This is a genomic window from Providencia sp. Je.9.19 (genome assembly GCF_051129765.1).
GTDB lineage: Bacteria > Pseudomonadota > Gammaproteobacteria > Enterobacterales > Enterobacteriaceae > Providencia.
Map to the genome: position 1 here is coordinate 26840 of NZ_JBCPSS010000001.1, position 16348 is coordinate 43187.

Sequence of the window (16348 nt, forward strand, 5' to 3'; positions counted from 1 at the left end):
GATTTTATGCCATTTAAAATGATAGTTTTATTCTTTATCACTGCGCTTGCTGAAATTGCGGGGTGTTACTTTCCCTATTTGTGGATGAAAAAGCAAGGTGGCCCATGGTTGTTACTACCAGCCGCTTTAAGTTTAGTGTTGTTTGTATGGTTATTAACCTTACACCCTGAGGCGAGTGGTAGAATTTATGCAACTTATGGGGGAATTTACATTGTCACGGCATTGATATGGTTGCGTGTGGTCGATGGAGTCTCTCTTACTGCTACTGATTGGGTTGGCGCTTTAGTGGTACTATTGGGAGCTGGTATTATTATTAGTGGCTGGAAATAGTTTGTTTAAATATATCGGCGCAGGATTTTTATTTTGCGCTTTAAATTATTAATTAAGTTTTCTGTGAGATGATTAATTAATATATGAGCTTTTATAAATAATTAAACGATATTTTATTTTATTTTATTTTAGTTTTATCTCATGTTTTAAATACCCGAAATTAAACTTATCTAAAATTTCACTATTTTAGTATGCTAATGTTTAACTATTTTTCAAAATGTAACACTTGATCCAAATCAATTTAACAAAAAATACTCTATTAGTAGTAAATTTAATTGTTGGTTAACTACTCAGTTAATATTAATTAAACATTTATTTTCACATTAATTGATTTTAGGCAATAACTCATCATATTAGGCTGCTATTCTCTCATCGTTTTATACAAAAAAGATAAAGAGGTTAGTAATGAACGTTAGTCGCAGAAAGTTTTTTAAAATCTGCGCTGGCGGGATGGCAGGTACAACTGTAGCTGCGTTAGGTTTTATGCCTGGAATGGCAATAGCTAATGTACGTGAAAATAAATTACTTCGGTCGAAAGAGACTCGTAATACTTGTACCTACTGTTCTGTCGGTTGTGGGTTATTAATGTATAGCATGGGCGATGGCGCCATGAATGCTAAATCCGCTATATTTCATGTTGAGGGTGATTCTGACCACCCTGTAAACCGTGGTGCACTTTGTCCGAAAGGGGCAGGACTACTGGATTATATTCACAGCGAAAATCGTTTACGTTACCCTGAATATCGAGCGCCAGGCTCAGATAAATGGGAGCGCATTAGTTGGGATGATGCATTCACGCGTATTGCGCGTTTGATGAAAGATGACCGCGATGCCAATTTTGTTGAGAAAAATGCGGCAGGCACAACAGTAAATCGTTGGTTATCAACTGGAATGCTGTGTGCATCGGCGGCAAGTAACGAAACTGGAATGCTAACCCAAAAATTTGCACGATCGCTCGGTATGCTCGCGGTCGATAACCAAGCGCGTGTCTGACACGGACCAACGGTAGCAAGTCTTGCTCCAACATTTGGTCGCGGTGCGATGACCAACCACTGGGTTGATATCAAAAATGCCAACGTTATTGTTGTCATGGGCGGCAATGCTGCGGAAGCGCATCCTGTCGGGTTCCGCTGGGCAATGGAAGCGAAAAATAATAATGATGCAACACTGATTGTTGTCGATCCGCGTTTTACGCGTACCGCATCAGTGGCAGATCACTATGTGCCTATTCGCTCAGGTACGGATATTACATTTTTATCAGGTGTTTTACTTTACCTGATTGAAAATAACAAAATTAATGCTGAATACGTTCAAAATTATACTAATGCGGCTTTACTTGTTAGGGATGATTTTGAATTTAACGATGGCTTATTTAGCGGTTATGACGCAGAAAAACGCAGTTATGACAAGACAAGCTGGAACTATAAATTTGACGAAAATGGTCATGCATTACGCGATGACTCGTTACAAGACCCACGTTGCGTCTGGAATCAACTTCGTCAACACGTCTCTCGTTATACGCCAGATGTTGTTGAAAATATTTGTGGTACGCCAAAAGCTGACTTCTTAAAAGTTTGTGAAATTTTGGCAACGACGAGTGCTGCGGATAAAGCCGGTACATTCCTTTATGCATTGGGTTGGACTCAACATACTGTTGGTGCTCAAAATATTCGTACAATGGCAATGATCCAATTGCTACTTGGTAATATGGGTATGGCGGGTGGTGGAGTCAACGCTTTACGTGGTCACTCAAATATCCAAGGCCTGACAGACTTAGGTCTGTTATCAACCAGTTTGCCGGGTTATCTCACATTACCATCTGAAAAACATCTGACAGTTGAAAATTATTTGACGGCGAATACACCAAAAGCCACCTTACCTAACCAGGTGAATTATTGGAGTAATTACCCGAAATTTTTCGTCAGTTTAATGAAGTCTTTCTATGGTGATGCAGCGCAACAAGAGAACCAATGGGGCTTTGATTGGCTGCCGAAATGGGACCAAGCTTATGATGTTATGAAATATTTTGACATGATGAGCAAAGATCAAGTGACAGGTTACATTTGCCAAGGCTTTAACCCTGTTGCCTCGTTCCCAGATAAAAACAAAGTTGTTAGCTGCTTAAGTAAACTTAAATACTTAATTATTGTTGACCCTCTTGTGACCGAAACCGCGAATTTCTGGCAAAACCACGGTGAAATGAATGATGTCGATTCCGCGTCGATTCAAACGGAGGTATTCCGTTTACCTTCAACTTGTTTTGCTGAAGAAGATGGTTCAATTGCTAACTCAGGCCGCTGGTTACAATGGCACTGGAAAGCAGCAGACGCCCCAGGTGAAGCACGTAATGACGGGCAAATTCTGACCGGTATTTTATATAAAATCCGTGAGTTGTATGCACAAGAGGGTGGTAATGGTGTTGATCCTCTGATGCAAATGCGTTGGGATTATAAACGTCAATTCCATCCTGAGTCAGAAGAAGTGGCAAAAGAGAACAATGGTGTTGCATTAGTTGATCTCTATGATGCTGACGGTAACTTGCAAGCGAAAAAAGGTGAATTACTAAGCTCTTTTGCACTGCTACGTAGTGATGGTTCAACAGCATCATCTTGTTGGATTTATACGGGTAGCTGGACGCAAAAAGGTAATCAAATGGCGAACCGTGATAACAGTGACCCATCTGGAATCGGTAATACATTAGGTTGGGCTTGGGCATGGCCGCTTAACCGACGTGTTATTTATAACCGTGCATCTTGTGATACCAAAGGTAAGCCATGGAATAAAGATTGTGTGCTTATTGAATGGGATGGCAAAAAATGGGTCGGTAATGACGTGCCTGATTTTAATGGTTCAGCACCTGAAGTGGGCACGGGCCCTTTTATTATGCAGCCTGAAGGTTTAGGTCGTTTATTTGCGATTGATAAAATGGCAGAAGGACCTTTCCCTGAGCATTATGAACCATTTGAAACGCCATTAGGAACTAACCCATTACATCCAAATGTTATTTCTAATCCTGCGGCTCGAATTTTTGACGAAGATAAGAAACGACTTGGCGACCATAAAGAATTCCCTTATGTGGGAACCACTTATCGTTTAACTGAGCATTTCCATACTTGGACTAAGCATGCACGTTTAAACGCAATTGCTCAGCCTGAACAGTTTGTTGAAATTAGTGAAACGTTAGCGAAAGCCAAAGGTATTGCGTTAGGCGATCAAGTCAAAGTCAGCAGTAAGCGTGGTTTTATTAAGGCTGTTGCTGTAGTAACACCGCGACTGCAAACGTTGATGGTTGATGGAAAACCGATTGAAACTGTTGGGATACCAATTCACTGGGGCTTTGAAGGTGTAACGCAAAAAGGCTTTATTTCTAACACGTTAACGCCATCCGTGGGCGATGCTAACTCTCAGACACCTGAGTATAAAGCATTTTTAGTTAACATTGAGAAGGCGTAAGGGAGGGAACTATGTCCATGCAATCTCAAGACATCATTAAACGTTCCGCGACCAATAGTATTACGCCTCCACCCCACGCGCGCGACGATAAGTTTGAAGTCTGTAAGTTAATTGATGTGACCTCCTGTATAGGCTGTAAAGCCTGTCAGGTGGCCTGTTCTGAGTGGAATGATATCCGTGACGAAGTTGGTCATTGTGTTGGGGTATATGATAACCCAACCGATTTAAGTGCAAAATCTTGGACGGTAATGCGTTTTAGCGAAACTAGCGAAAGCGGCAAGTTAGAGTGGTTGATCCGAAAAGATGGCTGTATGCATTGTACTGACCCTGGCTGCTTAAAAGCCTGTCCATCAGCGGGTGCAATTATTCAGTACGCTAATGGTATTGTGGATTTCCAATCAGAGCAGTGTATTGGTTGTGGCTACTGTATCGCGGGTTGTCCTTTCAACATTCCACGATTAAATCCAAAAGATAATCGTGTGTACAAATGTACTTTATGTGTTGATAGAGTCAGCGTAGGTCAGGAACCAGCTTGTGTGAAAACGTGTCCAACCGGTGCTATTCGTTTTGGTACGAAAAAAGAAATGTTGGAATATGGCGCTGAGCGTGTTGCTAAATTGCAAAAACGCGGTTTTGCAGAGGCTGGGATTTACGATCCTGAGGGCGTAGGCGGTACACACGTCGTGTATGTACTTCATCATGCAGATAAACCGCAGTTGTATCATGGACTACCGAAAGACCCGCAAATTGATACACCAATCAATCTGTGGCAGGGCGTCTTGAAACCACTGTCTGTTGTGGGCTTTATAGCCACCTTTGCCGGACTGATTTTCCACTATGTGGGAATTGGGCCGAATAAAGAAGTGGATGATGAAGAGGAGAAAGATGACCATGAGTAAAAAGAGCAAAATGATTGTTCGGACAAAATTTGTTGACCGCGCATGTCACTGGACTGTTGTCATCAGCTTTTTCTTGGTTGCTTTGTCTGGTATCGCACTATTTTTCCCAACGTTAAAATGGTTGACGGAAACTTTTGGTACACCACAAATGGGGCGTATTCTTCACCCATTCTTTGGTGTATTAATCTTTGTCGTACTGATGTTTATGTTTTTCCGTTTTGTTAAACATAATATTCCAGACAGACAAGATCTACCTTGGTTTAAAAATATTATCGAGGTACTTAAAGGTAACGAACACAATGTTGCTGATGTAGGGAAATATAATGCAGGCCAGAAAATGATGTTCTGGAGCATCATGAGTTTGATTTTTGTGCTCTTGATCACCGGAATTATCATCTGGCGTCCTTACTTTGCGGACTTATTCCCTATGTGGATGATCCGTTGGAGCCTGCTTATTCATGCGGTTGCAGCCATTGTGCTTATCCATGCTATTTTGATCCATATGTATATGGCATTTTGGGTGAAAGGCTCGATTGGTGGGATGGTTGAAGGTAAAGTTAGCCGCCGCTGGGCTAGAAAGCATCACCCACGTTGGTATCGTGAAGTGGAAGCTGAAGAAGCGAAAGCAGAAGCTAAAACCGAAGAAAAGCATAAATAAACTCATATCGAGTTAAAAATAATCAAGCCACTGTAAGTACAAACGTACTGATTACAGTGGCTTTTTTATTAAAAATGACAGTTTGATTTATTAAATCGCAATTTTATTATCAAATTAAATTAGCGTGATAATTTTGTCTTCAGTTAAGCGAGATTTAGTCAGTTTAGCATTGAAATCGTCTTCAGCGCGGTAACCTAGTGCAACGACAGCGATAGGTTTGAGGCCTTGTGCACTGAGGTTAAATTCGTTATCAAGGATATCAAAATCAATACCTTCCATCGGTACTGAATCAACGCCCAATGCGGCTGCACCGAGTAAAAAACCACCTAAATTGATAAAAACCTGTTTTTCGAGCCAGTGAGGCAAATCGTGCAGATCGTTTTTATGAATATTAAGAAAATAGTTTCTTGCCCCTGCCATCATCTCTTTATGTTCTGGAAGCGCAAAGCGGCCATCGGTATCTTCTTGTTGCAGAATATCCGATAGGTACTGGTCATTGACGTCAATTTTTGCACAAAAGACGACGACATGTGATGCATCAGTAATTTTGACTGTATTGAAGTGATAATCGCCTTGTGTTGATTTTGCTATACGCGATTTTGCATTTTCACTTTCGGCAATAATAAAGTGCCACGGTTGAATATTGACGCTTGATGGGCTGTAACGTAATAGCGTTGTTAATTTATCAAATATTTCAGCGCTGATTTTTTTAGTTGGATTAAATAATTTAGTTGAATAACGTTTCATTGCAATATCTGTAATAGTCATAAATCTTCCCTTTAAAATAAACTCGTTACTATTTAAATTTATGATAACGTATATACTATTAATTAAACAAGTACGTACATTTTTGATACATAGGTACATAATGGATACTGTTAAAAAACCGCGTTATGAAACGTATATTTATGAAGCTTGTCCCGTTGAGGCAACTTTAGAGCTTATTGGGGGGAAAGGGAAAGGCATGATCCTTTACCATCTGATGACCAATGGTACGCTACGATTTAATGAGCTAAAGCGATTATTGCGATTTATTACGCCGCGGATGTTAACTAAACAATTACGTGAGTTAGAGTCCTGTGGATTAGTTGCGAGAAAGGTATTTGCTGAAGTTCCTCCAAAAGTAGAATACAGCCTAACGGAACGGGGGGAGTCGTTGCAATCAATATTGCTCATGTTGAAAACATGGGGAGAAGAACACGCGCTACCCTTTCTTCCAGAATAAAAATTTACTGAACAAATGGTTATGGAGCTAGCCGTAACCACGTCAATAGTGTCTAGGGAATCATTATCTTTATATTTTATTGGATTATTTAAGCTAGCAAACCTGCCGAAAAACGTATTTATTTATCATTCAATCGTACTGAGTTTCATGTGTAAAATAGGGAATGGGTTGCCTTCCCCATCTATTTCCGAACGAGCATATTGTATAAATCCCATATGTTGATAAAACCCAACCGCTTGTGGATTTTGTTCGTTGACATCGACTTCAGTAATGCCTAGTTGATCTATGTCATATTGAAGGAGTTTTTTTCCGGTTCCTTTGCCCCGATTATTGGGAGCAATGAATAGCATTTCAAGGCGATTTTCGTCGGTTCCAATAAAACCAATAATTTTTTGAGTTTCATCAACAGCGACAAAAACGGCTAAGTTAGGCAAATATTGCTCTTTAATAGCGATTTTTAAATCTTGGATGTTTTGCTCGGTTATGAAGTCATGTGTTGCCCTAACGGATGATTCCCATACCTGAATAATCTCGTCGTAATTACTAGCAATAGCAGGTTTAATTATCATTTCTATATTCCTAATATTTAAGATGCCAATCTTAAACAGACTAAAAATTGTGTCAATAAATTAGTCAGAATAAAGCTGATTAATATCTGTTTTTTAATAATTCATTAATTATTTTATTAAAAATAAACACGCTGATAAATAACCGTTTAATTTAAGTTAAGCGGTAGTTTTGGGAGGTTAGTCTCAGAAAAAAAAGGTAAATCCTTCATTATTGGAATATATTTAAATGGACAGGTTAATTTTTTATTTTCTAACATAATTACAACGTTATGTATTTTTTGCATTTTCATATTTTGATAAAATTGTAGGAGTATTTAGATGAAATATAAACTGCTAACATTGTGTTTATCTGCTGCTTTATTCACCCCTATCGCCCCTGTTTTAGCAAATACCGATAACGCAAGTGATATGGTGCTCGACCAAGTTTTAGTTCTTAGCCGCCATAATTTACGAACGCCAATTGTTAATACGGGTATTCTGACAGAAATTACAGATAAAAAATGGCCAGAATGGGATGCGAAAAGTGGCTATTTAACCACGAAAGGCGGTGCTCTTGAGGTTTATATGGGGCACTATTTTAGGGAATGGATAGATCAAAATAAATTGTTGGCCGATGAACTTTGCCCGACAAGTAGTGAAGATGTTTATATTTATACCAATAGTTTACAAAGAACCATTGCCACGGCGCAATTTTTCGCGACTGGTGCTTTCCCCGGCTGTAAAGTGAATATTCATCACCAGCCTGAAATTGGTACAATGGACCCTGTATTCAATCCTATTATTACCAATGCGACACCTGAATTTAAACAAAAAGCGATATTAGCAATGGAAGAACATTTAAAAGGTCTTAATCTTAAACCGGGTTATGATGAATTAAATAACCTGCTTAATATAAAAGATTCTCAAAAATGTAAGACGGATAAATTTTGTGATTTAGCGACGCAAAAGAATACCTTTATTGCAGAGGCGGATAAAGAGCCAGGTGTTAGTGGCCCATTAAAAATAGCTAATTCGGCTGCGGATGCGATAGATTTACAATATTATGAAGGTTTCCCATTAAAAGATGTCGCTTGGGGATTGGTTAATTCAGATGAAAAGTGGGTTAAACTGAATACCCTGAAAAATGGTTATCAGGAAACATTATTTTCACCTAAATTGATCGCTAAAAATGTGGCTCATCCAATACTGAATTATATCAACAATGGTTTTGTTTCTGTAGATAAAGGAGAAACTGCTAAATTTATTTTTTTAGTCGGACATGACTCTAATATTGCTTCAGTGATGTCAGCGATGGATTTTAAGCCTTATCAATTACCACAACAATATGAACATACGCCGATTGGCGGTAAGTTGGTATTTCAACGTTGGCACGATAAGCAAGCTAAAAAGGATTTTATGAAAGTTGAGTATGTATATCAAACCTCAGACCAACTTAGAGATAACGCTTATTTATCGTTAAAAACACCCCCTAAACATGTCACATTAGAACTCAAAGATTGCCCAATTGATAAAAGCGGTTACTGTTCTTGGGATGATTTCCAAAAAGTCATGAAATCAGCATTACAACAGTAATTAATATTTATTGATTACCTCATATAATAATAGCTAGCCTTAGTCATTAGGGGTGGCTATTTTTTTGACAAGTAGGTTAGTTTTTTACATGCTATCGTCATAAGTTTAATCAATGTGGTTATATAATAAATAATGACTATTCAATTTGAACGTTTATCGCAAATCAGTAGTGAAAAGATTATTGCATTAAATACACATCCTTTAGTTCTAAAACACATGCCTCTTGGCGATACTCTATTTGATGATGAATATTGCTGTGGATGGATTGCAGGTAAAGAGCAGCATTGGCAACAATATGGTTATGGCGTGTGGGCTATTGTTATTGATGGTGATTTTGCTGGGTGGGGAGGTTTGCAAAATGAGGCTGATGATGCTGATTTAGCCTTAGTACTACATCCAACATTTTGGGGCTATGGACCACTAATTATCAAGAAAATGATACAGAATGCATTTGATACTTTAGGGATCCTCTCTGTGACCATTCATTTGCCATTATCACGTAATAAACTTGCGCCAATACTTAGCTATGGTTTTGTAGAAGAGGCATTGGTGGATTTTGATGGTATTCCATTTAAGCGCTATCGATTAACAAATCGATAATTTTAACCAAGAAAAAACCCTGCAAAATGAGCAGGGCGTGAAAATCACGAAAATGTTTATGAGTCTTTAATTTACCCTAAATAAACATATAATAGTCATATTTATTGTATGGGTTTATTGTTTTGTGTAACAATTATTAAGAACTTACATGACCTGTGTTTTTTAAGACCTTAAAGCGTTTTATTTGATTTAATTCATCTTATCGAACGACAAGAACACTAATCTTAGCATAACGAACTACTGAGGCGGCATTCGAACCCAATAAATAGGTCGACATGCTTGGTCTACGGGAGCCGAGTAGAATGATATCGGCATTAATATCTTCTGCTGTTGCTAAAATTTCATCTTTAACTGAGCCAATTGTTGCTTTTACTTGCACTTTATCTTCAGGAATAGAAAACAGCTTAACTTTTTCATTTAATTCTTTGAGAATAATTTCTACTTGCTTTGCATCATCTGGAAAATCGCCGGGTAAAATAGTTCCGCCATAGCGTAAATAATTTGAGATAGGAGCGGTTACTGCAAGGAAATGAACTGTCGAATTATTCAGCTTTTGCAATGAATTTACATGGGGAATGAGCATATTAGTGAGCGAATCTTCGGTAACATCAATCGGAACTAAAATAGTATTGTACATAATTTCTCCTTTTTTCTTTTATATTATAAGTTTAGAACAATATCATGAATTATGATAATAATTGTTAATAAATTAATAATAATAAATTTTAGAATGAAAGGTGTGATCAAGTGTATGTTATTTACTATTTTAGTGTGAAATTTGAAGTATTTATTTTTGAGTAGGCAAAACGCATGGGTAAGCGTATTGCCTATAAAGATGAAAAATAGTTTATATTGTTAGTATCAATTGGATTATTTATTTTGTGTTACGGCTTAGTGCATGCCTCTTTGAGACCCGCTTTACAGGCTAATGCTAAATATTCTGATGCTGATTTTTCGTTAATTTCGGTTCCTTCACCATCTTGAAGCATTTTCCCAACTTGGTATTGTGCAGGTGGAAATTTTTTATCGGCCGACTTTTTAAACCATTCAAATGCCGTAATATAATTTTGTTTGACTCCAATACCTTGGTAGTAAAACTGACCCATATAGTTTAGCGCTTCGGCATTACCTTTATTTGCGGATTTTTCAAACCATCCCATCGCTGTTTCAAGGCTAACTTCAACACCATTACCATTTAAATACATATCGCCAAGGAAAAGTTGTGCGTCTGAGTTTCCCTTGTTAGAGGCCATGGTTAGCCATTTTTTTGCTTTAGGATAATCTTGTTTGATTTCTGTTCCTAAATAATAGCCAATTCCAAGCATCACTTGTGCTTTAACATCACCTTTTTGAGCTTCTTGTTCTATTAGTTTTAATGTTTCTTTAGGAACCGCAGCAAAACTAAGATTAATAGAGAAAATAAACAGTAAAATTAATGAAAAAATTCTGAACATGATATTTTTAATGTCTTCTGTTGGTGATAAGTGTTTTTAATAAGCAATGACCGTTAAAATCTAATTGTTAATTGATTTTTAACGTATTGTTTACTGCTTTTTATTAATCAGCCTTAGTTTAAAATGCGAATAAAAATTAATAAGATTAGATGATGGATATCTTATTGAATTAAACGCCCATTTTAATAATTTAGGGAGGTTAATAGCAAGTTACGGCGATCAATTTATTATCCAATACTTTACGACGATATTTGATAAATATCAATATGTAATAATAGATACACATTATGAGAGTTTTTAAATGAGCTGAGCTACAATGCTGAATTAATTATTGAAGTCAATTTCTAAAATAATTCAAAAATGAGTAGTAAATTAACTTAGTCACAATGAAAAAAAGCTTTAGCGCATTCATATAGGAACAATTAAAGTATAAATTATATGTAAAATACCCATATAGTGATTTATTCTAAAAAATCACATAATTGTTACAAAGTACAGAGTTATTGCGATACTTAATATTAGTTATCATATAATACTGTGATATTTAGCACGTATTAAATTTATGATTGTTGAAATTGTTAATAAGTGAAAACTCCAGTTAATATCAATTAAATGTTTAAAAACAATAAGTTAGTTTTTGTTGGGTTACGGTTTGGTGAACAAGTTTTATTTCCTCTTCTAGATAGAGATATTTTTGTCTTAATTCACTTAATAGAGAAAAATTTTCTATAAATAGCCCATTTTGCAGGCTAATAAAGAGTCGTTTTTTCTCCTACATATCCTTTATGATTTGAACATGATAAAAGCCTGCGAATAACTAAGGTTATTAATATAAATAACTATTAAACCGTATTTTAAAATCAAAAAAAGCTTTTCATCACAAACTTAAATATTGAGTGAAAAATTATGGCAACGATCCCAACGATAGATAACAATGAAAGAAAAAATGGCTCTACAGCGGCATCTCGAGCAGGTATGACTCAAGAACAATGGCGCAAAGCGATTAAATTTGATGGTACTGACGCAGGTTGGGTCATCATGAGTATTGGTATGGCAATTGGGGCAGGGATCGTATTTCTACCTGTGCAAGTCGGATTAATGGGGTTATGGGTGTTTTTGCTTTCATCTGTTGTCGGCTATCCTGCAATGTATTTGTTTCAACGTTTATTTATTAACACACTCGCTGAGTCACCTGAGTGTAAAGATTATCCAAGTGTGATTAGTGGTTATTTAGGTAAAAACTGGGGAATGCTTTTAGGCGCACTTTATTTTGTGATGCTCGTTATTTGGATGTTTGTTTATTCTACGGCGATTACAAATGACAGTGCGTCATATTTACAGACTTTTGGTGTGACCGAAGGATTATTATCAGAAACATCGTGGTATGGTTTGGTTCTAATCTGCATTTTAGTGGCGATTTCATCTCGAGGTGAAAAGTTACTCTTTAAGCTATCAAGTTTTATGGTATTGACTAAATTATTTGTTGTCGCCGCCTTGGGTGTTTCAATGATAGGAATGTGGCATCTATATAATGCTGGTTCTTTACCACCAGTAGGGCGTTTATTAAAAGAAGCGGTTATTACGTTACCGTTTACACTGACTTCAATATTGTTTATTCAAACATTGAGTCCAATGGTTATTTCATTTCGCAGCCAAAATACGAATAGAGAAGTGGCGCGCTATAAAGCGCTGCGTGCGATGAATATTGCATTTGGTATCCTGTTTTGCACGGTATTTTTCTACGCGGTTTCTTTTACTTTAGCTATGGGGCATGAAGAGGCAGTTAAAGCTTACGAACAAAATATTTCTGCTTTAGCCATTGCCGCTAAATTCTTTCCGGGTGGGTGGGTCACCGTTGTGAGTGTCATGCTGAATATTTTCGCTGTAATGACCGCATTCTTTGGTGTTTATCTCGGATTCCGTGAGGCGACCCAAGGTATTGTGATGAATATTTTACAACGAATGATGCCAGTTGAACGCATTAAAGATGAGTGGGTTAAAAATGGTATTATGGTATTTGCAGTGCTACTTGCATGGGGAGCGATTATTCTTAATGCACCGGTACTGAGCTTTACTTCAATCTGTAGCCCAATTTTTGGGATGGTCGGTTGTTTAATTCCAGCGTATTTAGTTTATAAAGTCCCAATGTTGCATAAGTATAAAGGCGCCTCTTTATATCTAATTATTTTTACTGGGATTTTATTATGTATCTCACCATTCTTGGCCTTCGCTTAACCGTTGATGATGTAAGAGAATTTATCGTGATAGCGTAAAACAAAAAAAGTGTGTGCAAGTTAATTTAGCACACACTTTTTGCATTTTTATATATCATTCAAACAATGGTGTTGGTTTACCATTATCATCAACCGCTACAAAGTTAAATTGGCCATGGATCACCTCTTCGCGCCCCTCAGAATACATATCTTCTAGAAAAATGGAGACATTGACTGCAAGGCTGGTTCTACCCACTCGGCTGACTTTGCCGATCAATTCCACGATGGTGCCAGAAGGAATTGGATGGGTAAAATTAATTTTTTCTGTAGAAACGGTCACTAGGCGCTTGCGAGAAAAACGAGTGGCAGTGATAAAAGAAACTTCATCCATCCAAGCTAAAGCTGTGCCTCCAAAGAGGGTACTATGATGATTGGTTGTCGTTGGAAAAATAACTTTCGATACGCAGGTGATAGATTGTTCAATTTTTTGTGCGATTGTATCTTCAACATCTGGAGACATGTTTAAACCTTAAAATTATTTTATGTATTATATAGATTATTCACATTGATGAGTCAGTGTAATACTCATCACAAATAAATTCAGCAATTAATCAAATATGAATCGTTCCACTTAAAAATAAAGTCGCTTTGCCTGTTAGCTTTACGCGTTCATTTTCGATATCACATTTGACTAATCCACCACGAGCAGATATTTGATGGCCAACTAAGCTGTTTTTATTTAACCTTTTAGCCCAAAGTGGGGCAATTGCACAATGGGAAGTTCCTGTGACAGGATCTTCATTAACGCCTTTTGCAGGTGCAAAATAACGCGAAACAAAATCGACTTTGTTATTGTCATTTTTTGCGGTAATTGTTAAGCCTGGTAAAGGAAGTTGTGACAGTTTCAGCATGTCAGGTTGGCAGTTTTTAACGTGTTCTACGGTAGATAAAAAACAAATATAGCGGTCTTTAGCCAACCATAATTGTTCAATTTCGACACCTAAAATTTTAGTTAATTGAGGGTATTGCGCATTATCTGCAAGTTTACACTCAAGAATAGGAAAATCGAGAGTAAAGGTATTTTCAGTTTCCGAGACGGTTAATTCACCTGAAATTGATTGAAAAATAATTGGATTATCAGGATGGTGCATAATCTTAGTGAGTACAAAAGATGCAGCTAAAGTAGCGTGACCACAAAGTTTGACCTCCATAATTGGCGTGAACCAACGTATGTGAACGCCCACTAAAAATGCGGTTTCAGATAAGTTGATTTCAGCCGCAATAGAAATAAGTTGTTCATCAGGTAGCCACTTTTCGAGTAAAACAACGGCTGCTGGATTACCTTGAAATAGGGTATCAGTGAAGGCGTCAACATAGTAAACAGGAAGCGAAAATACGCTCATACAATCTATCCTTTGAGGTTGGGCATCATTGATGTATTGGAAGATTATAGCGTAGATATAAATGATAAATATAGAATTACACTGCTCAATAGCCCAGTACAGGTTATCGAGCAGTGAATATTAACGTGGATTAGCTCGCTTTCGCTTCGTTTTTATCCGCATTTTTAAGCATATTTCTAACTGGTATTATCAATATAGCCAAAACAATCGCACAGATGACTAATGCGATTGAGACATGGGAGAACAGCTCAGGCATTGAATCCAGTTGATCTTTACGGATATTTCCACCCATGATCCCCGCCGCTAGATTACCTAACGCACTGGCACAGAACCATAACCCCATAACTTGTCCACGCATTTTATGTGGCGCTAATAAGGTCATTGTAGCCAAACCAATCGGGCTAAGGCACAACTCACCAAGAGTCAGTAATAAAATACTACCCACTAACCAAAATGGCGATACGCCCGTTTGTGTTGCGAGAACGTGGTTTGCTGCCACCATCATCACCGCAAAGCCACCCGCCGCAAATAAAATACCGACTACAAATTTTGACATACTGCTCGGGTTCATGTTGCGTTTAGCCAATGATGGCCAGAACCAACTGAACAGTGGAGCTAATATAATAATGAACAGCGCATTAATCGCTTGGAACCAGATCGTTGGGATTTCGAAATCACCCATCTGCCTATCAGTATAATCGCGAGCAAAAATATTAAATGAAGTCGGTTTTTGTTCGAATGCTGACCAGAAGAATGCTGCGGCAACTAACAGAATTAAACAGGCCAATAAACGCGAGCGCTCACTGCTATTTAAACCTGCAAAGAAGAACATAAATAAGAAATAGATACCGACACATGTTGAGATAATGTAAGCCGAACTCTTCGCTATCATTGAGGCATTAAATGGGATCGTACCATTGTCGATTAAAATAACTAATGCAGCGAGCAGTACCATCACCAAAGAGACCCATTTACCGACATTTTTACGTTGTACAGTAGGGCGGTTCCACGTTGAATCTAATCCAACTTCTTTGTCATAACGGCGCATTTGTGGGATTGCATAAAAACGGAAGACTAACAGCGCAATTAACATGCCTAGGCCACCAAGACCAAAGCCAATGTGCCAGCCATATTTTTCATGCAAAGGGCCAATAATGAGGGGGGCAATAAATGACCCCATATTAATACCCATATAAAATAGTGAGAAACCACCGTCACGGCGAGTATCTTCTTTTTTATACAAAGTACCAACCATTACGGTGATACAGGTTTTAAACAGTCCTGTACCTAACACAATCAGTAAAAGGCCCACAAAGAAGAAGGTGTTGGTTAAAATTGCAGACATGGCAATAGACAAGTGACCAAGTGCAATGATGAGAGAACCGTACCAAACGGCTCTACGTTGACCTAACCAGTTATCGGCTAACCAGCCGCCCGGTAATGACGTAATGTAGACGCCACCTGCAAAGATACCCACAATCGCTGAGGCTTGTTCAATAGGCAGTTCCATACCGCCTTGAAGTAATGCGGCACTCATAAACAGAATGAGTAGTGGACGAACGCCATAGAAAGAAAATCTTTCCCACATTTCAGTGAGGAAAAGTGAACTTAGTGGGTACGGATGCCCGAAAAATGTTTTTGTTTTAGTCGCAGAATTATTCATCTGAGAACTCCGATAAATTATCTCTTGAGATGTGTGTCTGATAAAAAACACCAAGCTAAGTGCTTAGGTGTCAATATATAGATATGTTAACTTTCAGAGTGTAAACATATTTTTAACATACATTATTATAGAATCATCTATAAGCAGAATAAATTTATTGCAATATATGTAGTTTTAAGGTGAAAGTTCGATGTAACTCTCATTTCTCACTATAAGGTAGGGGACAATACAGGATTTTAGTTGACAATAAAAGTAAGAATTTTGAATCGATTAAGTATAATAAAAACAATGCACTAGAGAGATAAAAGA

The 16348-nt window shown here is 37.6% G+C and carries 15 protein-coding genes; 8 read left to right on the top strand and 7 right to left on the bottom strand.

Annotated features, from left to right (window positions below; translation table 11 throughout):
- Window positions 1-6: 6 nt before the first annotated feature.
- From AAZR93_RS00135 to fdnI, 4 genes are all read left to right on the top strand, one after another.
- On the top strand, window positions 7-330 hold the full coding sequence (locus AAZR93_RS00135) for a YnfA family protein (RefSeq protein WP_434718627.1): 324 nt from the start codon (window positions 7-9) through the stop codon (window positions 328-330).
- A gap of 405 nt (window positions 331-735) precedes the next feature.
- Complete coding sequence (gene fdnG, locus AAZR93_RS00140; RefSeq protein WP_434718628.1) at window positions 736-3783, top strand: formate dehydrogenase-N subunit alpha; 3048 nt, start codon at window positions 736-738, stop codon at window positions 3781-3783.
- 11 nt (window positions 3784-3794) lie between these two features.
- Entirely contained in the window at window positions 3795-4682 is an 888-nt protein-coding gene (gene fdxH, locus AAZR93_RS00145) for a formate dehydrogenase subunit beta (protein WP_434718629.1), read from the top strand.
- Entirely contained in the window at window positions 4675-5340 is a 666-nt protein-coding gene (fdnI, locus tag AAZR93_RS00150; RefSeq protein WP_434718630.1) for a formate dehydrogenase-N subunit gamma, read from the top strand. The genes fdxH and fdnI overlap by 8 nt, the downstream gene beginning before the upstream one ends.
- Before the next feature lie 114 nt (window positions 5341-5454).
- On the opposite strand, the gene nfsB is transcribed toward fdnI, so the two are convergent.
- Window positions 5455-6108: an oxygen-insensitive NAD(P)H nitroreductase gene (gene nfsB, locus AAZR93_RS00155; protein ID WP_434718631.1), complete on the bottom strand. Its 654-nt coding sequence runs from the start codon at window positions 6106-6108 to the stop codon at window positions 5455-5457.
- Between the two features lie 100 nt (window positions 6109-6208).
- Here nfsB and AAZR93_RS00160 point away from each other — a divergent pair, with 100 nt between their 5' ends.
- Complete coding sequence (locus AAZR93_RS00160) at window positions 6209-6565, top strand: winged helix-turn-helix transcriptional regulator (protein WP_294107248.1); 357 nt, start codon at window positions 6209-6211, stop codon at window positions 6563-6565.
- 125 nt (window positions 6566-6690) lie between these two features.
- On the opposite strand, the gene AAZR93_RS00165 is transcribed toward AAZR93_RS00160, so the two are convergent.
- Window positions 6691-7134 carry a GNAT family N-acetyltransferase gene (locus AAZR93_RS00165; protein WP_434718632.1) on the bottom strand — a complete coding sequence of 148 codons (444 nt, stop codon included), beginning with the start codon at window positions 7132-7134 and terminating at the stop codon, window positions 6691-6693.
- A gap of 318 nt (window positions 7135-7452) precedes the next feature.
- On the opposite strand from AAZR93_RS00165, the gene agp reads away from it, so the two are divergent.
- Together agp and AAZR93_RS00175 are read left to right on the top strand one after the other, a co-directional pair.
- On the top strand, window positions 7453-8706 hold the full coding sequence (gene agp, locus AAZR93_RS00170) for a bifunctional glucose-1-phosphatase/inositol phosphatase (protein ID WP_434718633.1): 1254 nt from the start codon (window positions 7453-7455) through the stop codon (window positions 8704-8706).
- A 132-nt stretch (window positions 8707-8838) separates the two neighbouring features.
- Window positions 8839-9306, top strand: coding sequence for a GNAT family N-acetyltransferase (locus tag AAZR93_RS00175; protein WP_434718634.1), 468 nt, complete (start codon window positions 8839-8841; stop codon window positions 9304-9306).
- Window positions 9307-9505: 199 nt separating this feature from the next.
- On the opposite strand, the gene AAZR93_RS00180 is transcribed toward AAZR93_RS00175, so the two are convergent.
- Together AAZR93_RS00180 and AAZR93_RS00185 are read right to left on the bottom strand one after the other, a co-directional pair.
- Window positions 9506-9943 carry a universal stress protein gene (locus tag AAZR93_RS00180; RefSeq protein WP_294107246.1) on the bottom strand — a complete coding sequence of 146 codons (438 nt, stop codon included), beginning with the start codon at window positions 9941-9943 and terminating at the stop codon, window positions 9506-9508.
- Window positions 9944-10190: 247 nt separating this feature from the next.
- Window positions 10191-10760, bottom strand: a complete 570-nt coding sequence (locus tag AAZR93_RS00185; protein ID WP_294107245.1) for a tetratricopeptide repeat protein — start codon at window positions 10758-10760, stop codon at window positions 10191-10193.
- Window positions 10761-11666: 906 nt separating this feature from the next.
- Here AAZR93_RS00185 and AAZR93_RS00190 point away from each other — a divergent pair.
- Window positions 11667-12995, top strand: a complete 1329-nt coding sequence (locus AAZR93_RS00190) for a hypothetical protein (protein ID WP_434718635.1) — start codon at window positions 11667-11669, stop codon at window positions 12993-12995.
- A 93-nt stretch (window positions 12996-13088) separates the two neighbouring features.
- Here AAZR93_RS00190 and AAZR93_RS00195 read toward each other — a convergent pair whose 3' ends face one another.
- From AAZR93_RS00195 to AAZR93_RS00205, 3 genes are all read right to left on the bottom strand, one after another.
- Window positions 13089-13493, bottom strand: a complete 405-nt coding sequence (locus AAZR93_RS00195) for an acyl-CoA thioesterase (RefSeq protein WP_336430799.1) — start codon at window positions 13491-13493, stop codon at window positions 13089-13091.
- A gap of 91 nt (window positions 13494-13584) precedes the next feature.
- Window positions 13585-14376, bottom strand: coding sequence for a PhzF family phenazine biosynthesis protein (locus tag AAZR93_RS00200; RefSeq protein ID WP_434718636.1), 792 nt, complete (start codon window positions 14374-14376; stop codon window positions 13585-13587).
- 130 nt (window positions 14377-14506) lie between these two features.
- Complete coding sequence (locus tag AAZR93_RS00205) at window positions 14507-16039, bottom strand: peptide MFS transporter (protein ID WP_434718637.1); 1533 nt, start codon at window positions 16037-16039, stop codon at window positions 14507-14509.
- Window positions 16040-16348 lie beyond the last annotated feature (309 nt).

Excerpts from the sequence above, each read along its gene's own strand:
- fdxH (WP_434718629.1), top strand. The coding sequence starts at position 3,795 with ATGTCCATGCAATCTCAAGACATCATTAAACGTTCCGCGACCAATAGT.
- AAZR93_RS00165 (WP_434718632.1), bottom strand. The coding sequence starts at position 7,134 with ATGATAATTAAACCTGCTATTGCTAGTAATTACGACGAGATTATTCAG.
- fdnI (WP_434718630.1), top strand. The coding sequence starts at position 4,675 with ATGAGTAAAAAGAGCAAAATGATTGTTCGGACAAAATTTGTTGACCGC.
- AAZR93_RS00135 (WP_434718627.1), top strand. The coding sequence starts at position 7 with ATGCCATTTAAAATGATAGTTTTATTCTTTATCACTGCGCTTGCTGAA.
- AAZR93_RS00160 (WP_294107248.1), top strand. The coding sequence starts at position 6,209 with ATGGATACTGTTAAAAAACCGCGTTATGAAACGTATATTTATGAAGCT.
- AAZR93_RS00180 (WP_294107246.1), bottom strand. The coding sequence starts at position 9,943 with ATGTACAATACTATTTTAGTTCCGATTGATGTTACCGAAGATTCGCTC.
- agp (WP_434718633.1), top strand. The coding sequence starts at position 7,453 with ATGAAATATAAACTGCTAACATTGTGTTTATCTGCTGCTTTATTCACC.
- AAZR93_RS00190 (WP_434718635.1), top strand. The coding sequence starts at position 11,667 with ATGGCAACGATCCCAACGATAGATAACAATGAAAGAAAAAATGGCTCT.
- AAZR93_RS00175 (WP_434718634.1), top strand. The coding sequence starts at position 8,839 with ATGACTATTCAATTTGAACGTTTATCGCAAATCAGTAGTGAAAAGATT.
- AAZR93_RS00205 (WP_434718637.1), bottom strand. The coding sequence starts at position 16,039 with ATGAATAATTCTGCGACTAAAACAAAAACATTTTTCGGGCATCCGTAC.
- nfsB (WP_434718631.1), bottom strand. The coding sequence starts at position 6,108 with ATGACTATTACAGATATTGCAATGAAACGTTATTCAACTAAATTATTT.
- AAZR93_RS00195 (WP_336430799.1), bottom strand. The coding sequence starts at position 13,493 with ATGTCTCCAGATGTTGAAGATACAATCGCACAAAAAATTGAACAATCT.
- AAZR93_RS00200 (WP_434718636.1), bottom strand. The coding sequence starts at position 14,376 with ATGAGCGTATTTTCGCTTCCTGTTTACTATGTTGACGCCTTCACTGAT.
- AAZR93_RS00185 (WP_294107245.1), bottom strand. The coding sequence starts at position 10,760 with ATGTTCAGAATTTTTTCATTAATTTTACTGTTTATTTTCTCTATTAAT.